Annotated in this window: 10 protein-coding genes, 1 tRNA gene and 1 other RNA gene; 5 read left to right on the top strand and 7 right to left on the bottom strand. The window is 41.2% G+C overall.

Going from position 1 to position 14,591, the window contains the following annotated elements:
• Window positions 1-61: 61 nt before the first annotated feature.
• Window positions 62-1,273 (bottom strand): S-adenosylmethionine:tRNA ribosyltransferase-isomerase, encoded by a 1,212-nt coding sequence (locus G4420_RS01335; protein ID WP_204273562.1) that lies wholly within the window; start codon window positions 1,271-1,273, stop codon window positions 62-64.
• Between the two features lie 156 nt (window positions 1,274-1,429).
• Here G4420_RS01335 and G4420_RS01330 point away from each other — a divergent pair, with 156 nt between their 5' ends.
• The 3 genes from G4420_RS01330 to rnpB all read left to right on the top strand — a co-directional run bounded on the left by G4420_RS01330 (window position 1,430) and on the right by rnpB (window position 3,467).
• Window positions 1,430-2,500: a DUF2027 domain-containing protein gene (locus tag G4420_RS01330; RefSeq protein WP_163321818.1), complete on the top strand. Its 1,071-nt coding sequence runs from the start codon at window positions 1,430-1,432 to the stop codon at window positions 2,498-2,500.
• A gap of 117 nt (window positions 2,501-2,617) precedes the next feature.
• Window positions 2,618-2,980, top strand: coding sequence for a four helix bundle protein (locus tag G4420_RS01325; RefSeq protein ID WP_163321817.1), 363 nt, complete (start codon window positions 2,618-2,620; stop codon window positions 2,978-2,980).
• Between the two features lie 66 nt (window positions 2,981-3,046).
• Window positions 3,047-3,467, top strand: an RNA gene (gene rnpB, locus G4420_RS01320) — RNase P RNA component class A.
• A 427-nt stretch (window positions 3,468-3,894) separates the two neighbouring features.
• Here the strand turns inward: rnpB and G4420_RS01315 are convergent.
• The 6 genes from G4420_RS01315 to G4420_RS01290 all read right to left on the bottom strand — a co-directional run bounded on the left by G4420_RS01315 (window position 3,895) and on the right by G4420_RS01290 (window position 12,671).
• A complete protein-coding gene (locus tag G4420_RS01315; protein ID WP_163321816.1) occupies window positions 3,895-4,458 on the bottom strand; it encodes a fused DSP-PTPase phosphatase/NAD kinase-like protein in 564 nt (187 codons plus the stop codon).
• A gap of 734 nt (window positions 4,459-5,192) precedes the next feature.
• Window positions 5,193-6,506 (bottom strand): class I SAM-dependent methyltransferase, encoded by a 1,314-nt coding sequence (locus G4420_RS01310; RefSeq protein WP_163321815.1) that lies wholly within the window; start codon window positions 6,504-6,506, stop codon window positions 5,193-5,195.
• 118 nt (window positions 6,507-6,624) lie between these two features.
• Entirely contained in the window at window positions 6,625-7,701 is a 1,077-nt protein-coding gene (locus G4420_RS01305) for an NAD-dependent epimerase (RefSeq protein WP_163321814.1), read from the bottom strand.
• A gap of 11 nt (window positions 7,702-7,712) precedes the next feature.
• On the bottom strand, window positions 7,713-9,641 hold the full coding sequence (gene cysN / locus G4420_RS01300; protein WP_262888317.1) for a sulfate adenylyltransferase subunit CysN: 1,929 nt from the start codon (window positions 9,639-9,641) through the stop codon (window positions 7,713-7,715).
• A gap of 88 nt (window positions 9,642-9,729) precedes the next feature.
• Window positions 9,730-10,638, bottom strand: a complete 909-nt coding sequence (gene cysD / locus G4420_RS01295; protein WP_045026923.1) for a sulfate adenylyltransferase subunit CysD — start codon at window positions 10,636-10,638, stop codon at window positions 9,730-9,732.
• Window positions 10,639-10,862: 224 nt separating this feature from the next.
• Window positions 10,863-12,671 carry an SLC13 family permease gene (locus G4420_RS01290; RefSeq protein WP_045026925.1) on the bottom strand — a complete coding sequence of 603 codons (1,809 nt, stop codon included), beginning with the start codon at window positions 12,669-12,671 and terminating at the stop codon, window positions 10,863-10,865.
• Window positions 12,672-12,987: 316 nt separating this feature from the next.
• Here G4420_RS01290 and G4420_RS01285 point away from each other — a divergent pair.
• Both G4420_RS01285 and G4420_RS01280 read left to right on the top strand, forming a co-directional pair.
• Window positions 12,988-13,063 (top strand) — tRNA-Lys (locus G4420_RS01285).
• Between the two features lie 285 nt (window positions 13,064-13,348).
• The gene (locus tag G4420_RS01280) at window positions 13,349-14,548 is read left to right on the top strand and encodes a site-specific integrase (RefSeq protein ID WP_163321812.1); all 1,200 of its coding nucleotides are present in this window, start codon (window positions 13,349-13,351) and stop codon (window positions 14,546-14,548) included.
• Window positions 14,549-14,591 lie beyond the last annotated feature (43 nt).

The raw sequence follows: 14,591 nt of genomic DNA, 5'->3' as shown, positions 1-14,591 counted from the left end.
GCTTTTATGCAAATATTTCGTCTTAAAAAATGTTAGCGTAAAAGCTTTACTCAAAGGTAGTTTATTTGAGGTAGAGATTGCTGTCGCCGTAACTTAAAAAGCGGAAGTCGTTGGCCAATGCATAATCGTAAACTTCTTTCCACTTGTTGCCCAAAAATGCGCTGATCAATAATAGCAGCGTACTTTGTGGCTGGTGAAAATTGGTAAACATTCCGCTGATCAGTTTAAAATCGTATCCCGGCAGAATGATGATCTGCGTAGAAAAACGAATAGCCTTTTCGTTGTTCTCAACCAGGAAATAAATGATATTCTGTAAAGCTTTTTCAATTGAAATCTTTGCTTCGTTTTCGTAAGGCTCCCATTGTTTTACCTCGGGATGAAACGGATTGAACCGTTGTTCTTCCAGTTGCAGGCCAATCCAATACAAACTTTCGAGCGAGCGCACCGAAGTGGTTCCCACCGCAATAATCTTTTTGGGATTTTCAACAAACGAACGCAAAATATCAATCGGGATGATTACCTGTTCGTGGTGCATGGTATGCCCCTCAATGGTTTCCGATTTTACGGGCTGAAAGGTGCCGGCTCCCACATGTAGGGTAATTTCGTTGGTGGTAATGTTTTTACCAGCCAGTTGCGCAATTACCGGATCGGTAAAATGCAGGCCTGCTGTTGGTGCTGCCACCGAACCATCGATTTTTGCATAAACAGTTTGATAGCTTTCCTTGTCTCTTTCTTCGGTGTCGCGGTTCAGGTAAGGAGGAATGGGCAGTTGCCCGATGTGTTCGATAATCTCGGAGAAGTGCACGCCGCCGTTCCACACAAAACGAATGTGAAAAGAGTTGCCTTCCTGTCCGATTTTGGCAGCGGTCAGTTCAATGGGTTGTCCATCGATTTTAAAAGTCTGACTCAGGAAACCTTCTTTCCATTTTTTTGAGTTGCCCACCATACATTTCCATGTCACCTCTTCTGTTTCCTGAAAAGCTACCTGGTAATCGGCCGGTTCAATGGGCTCCAGACAAAAGATCTCGATTTTGGCACCTGTTTCTTTGTAAAAAAACAAACGAGCATGAATTACGCGGGTATTGTTAAAAACCAGTTGCGTTTCTTCTGTAAGGTAATTGGCGCAGTTTTCAAAAATATCCTGTGTTATTGTACCGTTCTGCCTGACAAGCAACTTCGATTTATCTCGCTCAGTAAGCGGGTATTTGGCAATGCGCTCATCGGGCAGATTGTAAGTGTAATCGCTAATCTTTATGTCTTTGTATCTGTTCAAACCAATTGTCTTTTAGGACTGCAAAAGTAAGAATTTCTTTTTTGTTGTAATCAATGTGGTAGTGAGGGCTGAAGCCCTTCCTGAAGTCAGCTTTTTTATCCCGGGCTTCGTAATGGTGCTTCCCAAATGGGCTTTAGCCCTTAATGATAAATATTAATGCTACTTTTGCAGGAAAGTAAGAAAGTGATGATAAAAGTAGGCGATAAGGTTAAGTTTTTAAACGATGTTGGTGGTGGGGTAGTAACCGGTTTTGTAAATAAAAATACGGTAAATGTTGAAGGCGATGATGGTTTTGAAGTGCCTTGCCTGATAAGAGAGCTGGTGAATGTAAGTGCACCTGAGCTGAATGTTAGCAGTACTGCCCGTACAAAGCAGGAAACACCGGCGGAAGTGCAGCCCGAACCGGAATTCATCGAGCCGAAAGGCGAAATCATTAGCGGCAAAAATGCGGCAGAGTTTTATTTCTGTTTTGTTCCTACCAATCCAAAAAATCCGCTGTCGGGAGAAATCGAATTGTATTTGGTTAACGACAGCAATTATACGGTGCTGTTCAATTATTCCTATATAAAAACCGATGGTGTTGAGGCCATAAAACAAGGTTCGGTTCGTTCGAATTCAAGAGAAAAGATTGACGCTTTGGTACAGGAGGATTTTAGCGACCTGCCTGATTTTGGGTTTCAGCTGATCTATTTCCGCGAAACTGAAAGCGAATGGAACCTGCCAATGGTGAAGAAGTTCCGGGTAAATCCGGTGAAGTTTTACAAAGAATCGACTTTCCGCGAAAATTCATATTTCAAAAAGAATGCTTTGGTTTTAAAGATCACTTCTGATACTTTTCAGACAGAGCTGGATAAACTAACGCAGGATGATTTCAAAAAAGTGGTTAAGGCAAAAGAACCTGTTGAAGCACCAAAACGAAAGGAACGAAAGCGCAATGTCGAAGAAATGGTGATTGATTTGCATATTACCGAGCTGCTCGACGAATCGGAAGGTTTAAGTAACCGGGAAATTCTGGATATACAAATGGATGCTGTTGAATCGGAAATGAACCTGGCCATTAAAAACCATACGAAACGGGTTGTATTTATTCATGGTGTAGGACAGGGCGTTTTAAAACAGGAGGTCACCAACCTGCTGAAACGCAAATTCAAAAAATACTATTTTCAGGATGCTTCGTTTAAGGAGTATGGCTATGGCGCAACTATGGTTATTCTGAGGAAAGGATGAATTGAAAGGATTAAGGATGATTGATGAAGGATTAAAGATGAATTTGAAGGATTAATGATTAGGGATTATTGGGGAGATTATGTAATTTGTTAATGTAATCACCAAAAAACTTTAATCATGAACAAAGAAAAAGACCTCAAACAAAGAACAAAAAGCTTTTGTATAGATTGTATTCGTTTAGCAGAAAGCTTGCCGAATACTTATTTGGGAAAACATATTCAAGGACAATTAATAAGAAGTTCATCGTCGGTGGCAGCAAACTACAGAGCCGCGAAATTGGCACAATCGACAGCTGCATTTGTTTCAAAAATCAGCATTGTAATTGAAGAAGCTGATGAATCATTATTCTGGCTTGAATTAATTGATAATCTGAAACTGTTCAATTCTGAACAACGAGATATCCTTGAAAAGGAAGCATCGGAACTGGTTGCTATTTTTGTTTCATCGCGTAAAAAGTTGCATCAACGTAAATTCAATTAATCCTTTCAATTCATGCTTTTTATTCATCCTTTATCAATTATCCTTAATCGTTTTACTACTTTTGCACCGGCAAGCCGCTTTATCGCCCCGACATTTATCGTCGGGGAGGAAAGTCCGGGCAACGCAGGGCGCCGTGCTTCCTAGCGGGAAGATCTTTGAAAGGGGATAGCAACGTAACAGAAAATAACCACCTTGTTGTGGCGTGTCCACGGCAGGGAACGGGTGAAAAGGTGCGGTAAAAGCGCACCGGTGGAGATGGCAACATCACCAGCCGTACGTCTTACGGGTTGCAAAGCCATGTATATCCAAAGTGTATGCCGCTGTTGCGGTACAGCGAAACGGCCCGTTTTGCTCTCAACGCACAAGAGACTTTGGAGGGGTAGGCTGCAGGATCCCGGCAGTGATGTCGGGACTAGATAAATGATAAAGCTTTCCTGACGATAAATGTCAGGATTGACAGGACCCGGCTTACAGGCTTGCCTTTTTAATGAAACTCAGGATTTGGAATCCGTCGGTAGACGGAGAACCAAATTCTGTTAGTTGAATTAATCCCGATAACGAAGTTCATCGGGATATTATAACTCATCGGGTGACTAGTTGTTTTTAACTTTAGTCACCCGTTGAATTGTTTTTAAGATTCCGTCATTTTTATAAAGAACATTCTGTTTTTTTACTTTTGTTAATGATGAAAAGAATGATGCCGGGAGTCCCCGACGATGTGTTTTAAGTTCATTTCAAGGTTTCGGGAAGACCCGACAGCTTGTTTTGACTTGAGTTCTGCCTTTCGGGAAAGTCCGAAAGTCGCATTTTGGTTGATTTCTTCCCTTCGGGTAATCCCGACGGTCAGTTTTAAATTCATTTATGTGTTTCGGGATGTCCCGATGGCAAAAAAACGGCTATTATTAGCCTCCTGTTTACCTTTTTAATTTCCAGTCAACCTCTTCCTTAAGCAAATATTCCAACGGAAACGAAAACTTGATCTGCTCGCCAAAGGCAATGGCATCTGCCAGTTTGTATCCTTTGTACTCAACCAGGTAGGCCATCATAAAATAAGTAACCCGGCCGGCACTTCCGCAATGAATTAGTACCTTTTTGTATTTGCCATCCAGCGCCTCTGCAAATTTCTCCAGGTTTTCAGGCGTATAACCATCGTATCCTGCAACGGGCAGCGAAATGTATTTCATTTTCAGTTTGGCAACCATTTCTTCTTCGTTAAATGCTTCCTCTGCAAAATCCTCGTTTTCACCTTCTGTTCGAAGATTGATCACCAAATCAACCCCCTGTTCTTTTAACCACTCAAAAGTTTCGAGATTGGGCTGACCGCTAAAAAACATGTTGTCGCTTTTATACAGGTTGGGCGCATTATCGAGCTCTTCAACCTCGGGAACTCCCTTTTTCTGAAGTGTTGAAGCATGTGCAAATGGCGCATTAAAAAGAAGTATTACACAACTAAACAGCAGTAGGGTAAACGTTTTCATGAAATAGAATTTAAGATTATCTCATAAAATTAGTAATCCGGAACCTTAATTCTGTTAATGAAGTGTTATTGCTTGTTAACGAGGTTAAAAACGGACCGCTCAAAAAAAAACTGATAGATTAATTTATAGAACGATTAATATCTTACGCCTGCCGGCAGCCTTCATCTTTGCCTTGAAGCAAAGACGAAGCAGAAAGTTCAAGGCTGCTTTTGGTCCTTACCCTACGTTTTTGTAAAACCTAAGTTCGGACGGGTGATCTCCTCGATTCCTCGGAGCTTCCCGATCTCACTAAGGTTTTACTTCAACTCCGGGCAACGACCAAAAGAGGCCGTCCACTAATGCAACGCCTGCTATATCGGAGCCTGGCCTCGTCCTGTGAGCCGTAAAACAAGCGTTGACGGCGTTAAAAAATTACTGATGTTTGAGGAGGTACGACTGCCTGTCCCGATCGCAGAATCGGGAAGTTTTCAGGAATTTTAGCTGGCATCGCGTAGCTTTTCCGAGGGAAACGGGCGCAGCCTTGGGTTTTCTGTCTACTCTTTGGGCTAAGCCAAAGAGTAGAATCCGCCTGATAGGGCAAAAAGGAAGTTTTTTTTGCTTGGTGTTTGATTCATAGCTAAAATTTGAAGCAAAATATTTTTTCTTCTACCCAAGACTTTTTGGGTGAGCTCTAAACACAAAAGATCCGATTCTGCTCTGCGCGTTTTTTTTAAGGAGCGTCTGAACTTTTGTAGTTACAATTGATGTTTTAGTTCAACAAAAAGTGAATAGTAAAACGGATCGGCATTGGTCATGCTTGCCATATAAAGATCAGCTTCGGAAACAATTGTTTTAAATTCGTTCCACTTTACGGCTTCGGCAAAGGTGTCAACGGCGTCATTCCACAGTGTGTTGGCATACAAAATTTTGTCGCTGTAGTGCATCTCTATTTCCTTGGCCGTTGAATCGTCGTTTTGTGATTTGGCCAGCTCTCTTTTTAAGGATTCGATACCGGAATAGTACTGGCACAAAACGATAGAACCACCCTCTGCGAGCATGCTTTTGGCCTTGTCGATAATTTTCTTTTTGTCGGTAAAATTGAAATAGAACAACACATAATTCATCAGAACTACATCGTACTTTTTTCCGGGTTCATATTGAAAAAAATCGTCGTTAATGATTTCCACATTCTCTGCGTTGGCAAATTTGTCATTGGTGTCGGCAAATACTTTGGGATTTTTCTCGATACCCGTAATAAATGCTTCCGGGAAATTCTGCTGCACCACTTCCACATAATTGCCATATCCACAGCCTAAATCAAACAGGTTTATGGCACTGTTGCCTTTGGTGATGTTGCGTAAATAGTCAAGAAAACGAAATTGGGTGAAATTTTGGAAAGCATTCTGCCCCGATTCCGTGTAATAAGCTTCATCAAAAGGACTCTCTATTTTTTGAGGTATTCTTAAATCAACCAGATGATAAAGAGTTTCGCTCAGCCTGACTTCGTAATCCAGTTTTCGTTCTGTTATCAGGCTTTCCCATATCTCACTTTCCTTTCCTGTAATCGATTGAAAGTTGTACCCGGGGTTATTGTATTTCTGCACCAGATCGCGCACAAAGCGAAAATCATTAATTAGTCGCTTTTCTTTGCGGCTCGACGATTTATTGGATAAGGTCCCGTCGTTTCGAATCAGTTTACCTATCCTGTCATTTTCCAGGAGCGAGCTATAGTCTTTGTTGATTTCCATTTTATTTCCCGAAAATGATAGAATTCCGAAGTGAATCAGGAATTCGGTAAGCGATGTGCTGATTCTGTCTTTGTAATCAACGTCAGCCATTTTCTGTATACCGGGATTTTTAAGCTCAATATCCCGATTATTTGCTAAAACATACAAACCAATTGCCCGAAGGTAGTTGAGCATCTTTTCAAAATAATCGAGTTTGCAGGTTGTGGTATTGGGTTTGAATAAGCGGGTGGCATTAACAAGTAGGCGTTGGGTAAGATTCAAGGAAACAGGATCCGTTGATTGTTGGTGCGATGCGAAATCAATTTGCTTGTTGTTGATCATTGTTTGCTGGTTTGATAGGTGTAGAAGAATTAACCCTGTATGATTTCTCCTTCTTTAATTCATCAAATGTCTCATTTAAAAAAGATCGGGGCGCGATTTTAATTCGTGCCCCGGCCTTTTATTTGAAGTAGGATTTATACCACTTCACAAACTCGGCAATCCCTTCCGCCAGCGGCGTATCGGGCGAGTAGCCAAAGTCGTTTTCCAGTGCACTTACATCGGCGTAGGTTTTATACACATCGCCGGGTTGCATGTCGTGGTATTCTTTAACGGCTTCCTGTCCCAGTGCTTTTTCAATGGTTTCGATAAAATCCATCAGTTTTACCGGGCTTGAGTTACCAATGTTATGCACCTTGTATGGGATACTGGATGCTTGATTCTTGATTCTGGATACTTGATGCTTGGTACTTGAAGCTTGTGGCTTGTGGCTTGTAGCTTTTTGTGGGGGCGCATTTAATATTTTAGTGATTCCCTCAACAATATCGTCGATGTAGGTGAAGTCGCGGTACAGATCGCCATGGTTAAATATCTTAATGGCATCTCCGGCCAGGATATTTTTTGTGAACGAGAAGTAGGCCATGTCGGGTCGTCCCCATGGTCCGTAAACCGTAAAAAAGCGCAGCCCCGTTGTTGGAATACCATATAAATGACTGTAGGTATGTGCCATCAACTCGTTGCTCTTTTTGGTAGCCGCGTACAAACTCACCGGGTTATCCACGGCATCATCAACCGAGAGCGGCATTTTTGCACTGTTGCCATACACACTCGACGAACTGGCATAAACCAAATGCTGAATGTTGTTGTGGCGGCAGGCTTCAAGAATATTGATGAAACCAACAATGTTACTGTCGATATAAGCGCGTGGATTTTCGATGCTGTAACGCACGCCGGCCTGAGCAGCCAGGTTGCAAACCTTATCGAACTTTTCGGTTTCGAAAAGCTGATCGATTTGCTCGCGGTCTTGCAGGTTCATCCGAACAAAGGAATATGCTGGATTTTTTGTACTGACAATTTTTTTATGCCAGTTCTCAGCTTCACGCGAAATACCTGCTTCGGCCAAACGGGCATATTTCAGCCCGGTGGAATAGTAGTTGTTGATATTGTCGATACCAACAACTTCAACTCCTTGCTCAAGCAATTTATTGGCTAAATGAAATCCAATAAAACCGGCCGTTCCAGTAACTAATATCTTCATTTCAATAATTCCTAATGATTAGGAAATACTTTGTTCATTGCTAAGTAATCCAAAATAGCATCCAGGTTTTCTTCGTTTTGCTCCGGTTTGAAAACCAGTTTTGCGTTTGTTGGTGCTTCGTATTCCAAATCAGCGCCTGGTAAACCAGTAGTTTTCCCTTCTTCCACCAGCTTGTACAACTCCGGTTTATTGTTTTTGCAATAATCCAGATCTGCATCCATGTAGAATAGATGGAAACGGTCTTTGCCAATTATCTCTGCCACCTGATCGCGCAACGATTCGTTACGAGAAATATAGGAAGCAATAGTAATAATTCCTTGGTCGTTCAGCATTTTGCAAATGTGTGCCACACGACGCAGGTTCTCTGCTCTGTCGGCAGGAGAGAAGTCCAATTCGCGGCTTAATCCTGAGCGTACCGAACTTCCGTCGATCAACACCACTGTTGCACCGTTGTCGAACAGTTTTTTCTCCAGACTAAAAGCCAGCTCGTTTTTACCTGAACCGTGCAGGCCGGTAATCCAGATGGTTTCACCTTTCTGGTTGTACTTCTGTACGTATTCTTCCGGTTTGATCAGCGCTTCACCCAAGGCAATTTTAGCCTTATCCACATCAGTAATACGCGAAGGCAAGCTGCTACTGCCCAGTTTATCGATGATCATACCCACCGCTACGGTGTTATGCGTCACCGGATCGATTAAAATAAACGAACCGGTTTGATGATTCTTTTTATACGGATCGAAGTAAAGTGGCTTTGTAGTGGTAATCACCACACGGCCAATTTCGTTCAGCTTGAACTTTTCGATGTTCGATTTCTCAAGCGTGTTTACATCCACTTTGTATTTTATCTCGTCGATGCGGGCCTTTGTATTGTTGTTGGCATGTTTGATGTAAAACTGGGTGGAAAGGTTCATGTCAGTCTCATCCATCCAAACCAGCATGGCCTCAAACTGACGCTCTACACGCGGCAGGTTATCAGGATGAACCAACATATCGCCACGCGAAATATCAATCTCATCTTCCAGTGTAACGGTTACCGATTGTGGTGGGAAAGCATAATCCAGTTCCCCTTCGTAAGTAACGATTTTTTCCACTTTCGATTTTTTCATCGAAGGCAGCACCATTACTTCATCGCCTTTTTTTATGATACCTGAAGCTACAGAAGTTGAGAACCCACGGAATTTAATATCCGGGCGCAAAACATACTGAACCGGGAAACGCAGGTCGTCGAAGTTGCGGTCGGAACTTACATGAACGTTCTCCAAAAACTCCAGCAGACAAGGACCATGGTACCAATCCATATTCTCACCTTTATCTACCACGTTGTCGCCTTTTAATGCCGACAGCGGGATAAAGTTTACATCAGGTATATCCAATTGGGTAACAAATGCTTTGTAGTCGGCTTTTATTTCCTCAAAACGTTCCTGCTTGTAATCGGCCAGGTCCATTTTGTTAATGGCTACCACCACGTGTTTAATTCCCAGAAGGTTGGCCAGGTAAGTGTGGCGTTTGGTCTGGGTAATTACTCCGTAGCGTGCATCTATAAGAATAATGGCCAGGTTGGCAGTCGATCCACCGGTAATCATGTTACGGGTGTACTGCTCGTGTCCCGGAGTATCCGCGATAATAAATTTACGCTTTGCAGTAGAGAAGTAGCGGTAAGCGACGTCGATGGTAATTCCCTGCTCGCGCTCGGCTTTCAAACCATCGAGCAACAAGGCATAGTCAATTTCCTCACCGGCATGGCCGATACGTTTACTGTCGCGGTGCAAAGCTTCAAGCTGATCTTCGTAAAGCATTTTACTGTCAGCCATCAGGCGTCCGATAAGCGTTGATTTGCCATCGTCAACCGATCCTGCAGTCAGTAAGCGTAATAAATCCTTTTTCTGGTCTTGATCCAGAAACTCTTGTATGTTAAGTTTTTTTGTAGTCATCTTTTTGATACTTGATGTTTGATACTAGATACCCGATGCTTGATACCGGATACTCGATCGATCAAGAATCCAGTAACCAATATCCAGAATCCAGTTTCTAGAAATACCCTTCTCTTTTTTTCTGTTCCATACTTGCTTCCTGGTCGAAGTCGATAACACGAGTTGTACGTTCCGAAACGGTAACGGTCATCATTTCTTCCACAATTTTTTCGATAGTATCAGCTTCCGATTCAATAGCACCGGTAAGCGGGTAACAACCCAATGTGCGGAAACGTACCATGCGCATTTCTGCTTTGTCGCGCAGTTCTTTTGGCATACGTTCGTCGTCTACCATAACAAGGGTGCCATCCATTTCAACCACCGGACGTTCTTTGGCGTAATACAGCGGAACGATCGGGATATTTTCCAAACGGATGTACTGCCAGATATCCAACTCAGTCCAGTTCGAGATAGGGAACACACGAATGGATTCACCTTTCTGAACGCGGCTGTTATAGATATTCCAAAGCTCAGGACGCTGGTTTTTCGGATCCCACTGGTGGAATTTATCGCGGAACGAGAAAATACGTTCTTTCGCACGCGACTTTTCCTCATCACGACGGGCACCACCAAAGGCAGCATCAAATTTGTATTTATTCAGACCTGCCAGCAGCGCCTGTGTTTTCATAATGTCGGTGTGTACCTTACTTCCGTGAGTAAACGGACCAACGCCACTTTCAAAACCTTCTTTGTTGTAATGAACGATCAGATCCCAGCCTTTTTCTTTCGCATAGCTGTCGCGGAAATCGATCATTTCCTGGAATTTCCATTTCGAGTCGATGTGCATCAACGGAAATGGAACTTTTCCGGGATAAAATGCTTTTTCGGCCAGGCGAACCATCACTGATGAGTCTTTCCCGATGGAATAAAGCATTACTGGATTTTCGAACTCGGCTGCCACCTCGCGGATGATGTGGATGGCTTCTGCCTCCAGTTCGCGAAGGTTGGTTAATGAATAATTATCCATTCTTTTCTATTTTAGTTTTTACAGCCCGGTATGATTACTTTTTTGGGTATGATGCTGATATCTACCAATAGTAGGCTGTAGCTGTATTAATTTCGTACTCTTATTTTCAAACGAATGCAAATATAGAATTTTATTCCGGTTGGCTTAAGGAATGAAGGGTTTTGTCCGGTGATCGATTTCTTTCTTAAGAATGAATTTAAATAAGAGGCAGAATGAGAGAAAAACTAGAAGCTCCAGAAATACGGAATAAGTAACATTGATAAGATAAATGCGATTAAATTCAGCGGAAGACCAATTTTTAAATAGTCGCGGAATTTGTAGTTACCAATAGCCTGAATAATCAGGTTTGTTTGATAGCCGATTGGAGTTGAGAAACTTGCTGATGCTGCGATGGCTATGGTTACAAAAAATGGTTTCGGATCGACATTTAGCTGTTGAGATGCCGCGAGTGCAATCGGAAATACCAGTGCCGCTGCAGCATTATTGGTAATGATTTCGGTAAAAATAGCTGTAATAATATAAAGTGCCGCCATTACTCCGATAGGACCAAATCCTTTTGAGAAGTTAATGGTTGTTCGCGCAATGGCTTCGGCGGCACCGGAATTTTGCATGGCCTTACTTAGGGCAAAAGCACAGGCAATGGTAATTAGTACATCCCAACTGACAGCCTTTGTGTATTTTTGATGAGGCATAATTTTTAACCAAATCAATAACATAGCTGCAATTGAGGCAAAGAAAAACATGTCGAGCGTAACACCATCGGGTGATGAAATAAATTTGCCGATTGTTGTTCCCACAACCATACCGATAAGAATGATAAAGGCAAGCCACTTTTTCCAAAAAGTACCTGTACTTCGGTAATCGCGGATGTACGAGGTGAGCAGAAAGATTTTTGAATCGCCCCAGTTTTCGATAAATTTTTCGGTGGTAAGTAAAACAAGGTTGTCGCCGGTTTTCAGGTGTAACTTGTCTTTATTGCTGGTAATGCGCTCCCCGTTGCGGTGTATGGCAAGCACCACCGCCTGGTAGTGATCGTAAAAGTTAAACTCGTGAATATTTTTGCCAATTGCCGGAAAACGCGGAGATAAAACAGCCTCGTATTGTTTCAGGTTTTCCTTGGGTACATTCTTAATCAGGTCGATGCCACTTAGCTTTACATTTGAATTCGCAAGGATGTAATTTAAACGATCAGATTTTCCGGCCACCAGCAGAATGTCGTCAGCCATAAGTTTAAACGAACCTTTTTTCGTTTCAATAATATTTCCGTCGCGGTTAATGGTTTGAATGATCAGGCCTTTTAACTCCTTCATTCGTCCATTTTTTACTTCAAGGCCAATCAGGTTGCTGTTTTCGGTAATAATAATGTCGTAATGGTAATCCTTGTATTCGGTTGAGCTTTTTGAATTAAAGAAGATTTTCTCGCCGGGTAGAAGTCGGTTACTAAAAACAGTCATGTAAATAGTACCGGCAATGGCAATAAACCCGCCAATTTTTGCCAGTTCAAACATACTAAAACCTTCGTGTCCGTTCTCCAGAATTAAACCGTGTACCACAAGGTTGGTAGATGTACCGATAAGTGTACACATTCCTCCAAAAATGGTAGCGTACGAAAGTGGTATCAGAAATTTCTTTGATGAAAGGTTCAGGTTCTCCGACCATCTTTTAATGATAGGCGCAAAAATAATAACCACCGGTGTATTGTTTAGAAAAGCAGAGAGCACCGAAACAGGAAGCATAATTTGCGGAATCAGCGAAACCATTTTTCTTCTTTTTCGGGGCAGATAGGTTTGTGCCAGTCGGTTTAGTATACCCGATTGTCGTATTCCTTCGCTTACTATAAAAAGAATACCAATGGTAATCATTCCCTTGTTTGAAAAGCCGGCCAACATCTCCTTATCTGTAATCGCTCCCGTTGCCATAAGTATAATTGCGGAAGAAAAAAAGATAAGGCCTGGGCGCATCAATTCTTTTGCCAGGGCAATAATGGTTATCAAAACAATAGCCAGTACAATATATCCTTCGGTACTAATCAAATTGATGCGGTATTAAGTTGTTGCTCTGTTCAAACTTAGTTTTCAAGAAAAATCAAAACTAATATTTAAATTTTTTCTCATCAAATAAATCTTCTGAAATAAAATCGGCCCTAAAACTAAATGTGTTGTAAGTTGTTGTAAACGTGGGGAAAGCCCTTGTAATGAGAGCCGAAAATATGTGTGGTGCGGGTAAGTGTTGTTGGCCGGAAGTGACGAAATTTCAATTTTTTTGAAAAAAATAGCTTTGTGATTTGTGTGAAAAAAAATAATGATTACTTTTGCACCCGCCTTTGAGAAACAAAGGTACTATAAGGATGACTCAGTAGCTCAGTTGGTAGAGCACATCCCTTTTAAGGATGGGGTCCTGGGTTCGAGCCCCAGCTGAGTCACCAAGTCGGAAATCATTCCGAATCAAAAGCGCTTAAATCGTTGATTTACAGCGCTTTTTTCTTTTGCAGTAATTCAAAGTGAGTCAAAAAACACCAAAAAAAAGGGGACTAAATCGAGACCCATCGATTTTTGGCTCAAAAATAGGTCTCTTTTTCGTAACTCTCTGATATTCATAATTTAAATTGGTCTGAATTGGTCTCATTTGCTGTTGTGAGACGGCACTTTTTGAGGTAATTTTATCCAAAAAGAGACCTAAAGAGACCCTAAAACTTAAAAATTTAGGAGTTATGAGAATCAGAATTAGTCTTCTGTTAAAGAAATCAAAAAGTAAAAACAGCGGTAAATGCCCTGTTTATACGCGTTGCGTGATGGATGGACGAAGAATTGAGTTGTCAACGTCAATTTTAGTGGATGTAGATAGTTGGGATAAATCAAGGCAGGAAATTGCCGGGAATTCGCAGGAAATTAGAATCCTTAATAATCGCTTGTTGAAATTCGTATCAAGAATTTATGATATCTATAATCAGTTGGAAGCAGGTCGTGAAGATTTTGATATCTATACAATCAAAGAGAAAATAACAGGTGCCAGTTCGAAGGATTATTTTATTGAACTATTTGAATCAGTTATCGAATCAATTGAAAAAAAGTTAGGGAAAGGCTATTCCAAAGGAACTTTAAAACACTATCGTACTTCGTTAACGCGATTAAAGGATTTTGTAAAGGAATTTTATTTTCGGAAAGATATTGAGATCAAAAAAGTTGATTATACTTTTCTAAATGCTTTTGATATTTACCTAAAATCTAAACACAATATTGGTACGAACACGGTATGGGGATATCATAGACACGTAAAGAAGGTTTTAAATGATGCGGTTTCAAGGGGTTTAATTGTTCGGAATCCTTATGAAAACTTCAAAGTAAAAAGAGGTGATGCAAATCGGGATTTTCTTACTCTAAAAGAAATTAAAAAAATTGAGAAGAAACGTATTCAGATTGATAGGCTTGCCATTGTGCGGGATGTTTTTGTGTTTGCATGTTATACGGGTTTGTCGTATTCTGACATTGCAAAACTGAGCTACCATCACATTCATAAAGGTGATGACGGTGAAGATTGGATTATTATCGATCGCAACAAAACAAAAAACAGGTGTCGTATTCCTTTACTCCCCAATGCTTTAAAGATTCTGAGGAAATATAAAGATTATGCTTGGAATGAATCACAAGGATTATTATTGCCAGTTCGTTCGAACCAAAAAATGAATGCTTACCTTAAAGAGTTGGCAACAATATGTGGAATTAAAAAGAACTTATCAATGCACGTTGCCAGGCATTCTTTTGCGACCTCTGTTACACTTTCAAATGGAATACCGATAGAAACTGTATCAAAAATGTTAGGGCATAATTCTTTAAGAACAACACAGGTTTACGCAAGAATAGTTGATAAAAAGATTTCGGATGATATGAAGAGGTTGAAAGCAATTTTATGAATAGGGAATCGTAGTTTTATTTTCTATATAGACTCTCATTGCT

The organism is Draconibacterium mangrovi, from assembly GCF_010586825.1.
Classification (GTDB): domain Bacteria; phylum Bacteroidota; class Bacteroidia; order Bacteroidales; family Prolixibacteraceae; genus Draconibacterium; species Draconibacterium mangrovi.
This window is presented reverse-complemented; position numbering and strand designations above follow the sequence as displayed.

Bases quoted from the DNA above. Each gene is read 5' to 3' on its own strand.
- G4420_RS01315 (WP_163321816.1), bottom strand. From the start codon at position 4,458: ATGAAAACGTTTACCCTACTGCTGTTTAGTTGTGTAATACTTCTTTTT.
- G4420_RS01330 (WP_163321818.1), top strand. From the start codon at position 1,430: ATGCTACTTTTGCAGGAAAGTAAGAAAGTGATGATAAAAGTAGGCGAT.
- G4420_RS01280 (WP_163321812.1), top strand. From the start codon at position 13,349: ATGAGAATCAGAATTAGTCTTCTGTTAAAGAAATCAAAAAGTAAAAAC.
- G4420_RS01310 (WP_163321815.1), bottom strand. From the start codon at position 6,506: ATGATCAACAACAAGCAAATTGATTTCGCATCGCACCAACAATCAACG.
- G4420_RS01325 (WP_163321817.1), top strand. From the start codon at position 2,618: ATGAACAAAGAAAAAGACCTCAAACAAAGAACAAAAAGCTTTTGTATA.
- cysD (WP_045026923.1), bottom strand. From the start codon at position 10,638: ATGGATAATTATTCATTAACCAACCTTCGCGAACTGGAGGCAGAAGCC.
- G4420_RS01305 (WP_163321814.1), bottom strand. From the start codon at position 7,701: ATGAAGATATTAGTTACTGGAACGGCCGGTTTTATTGGATTTCATTTA.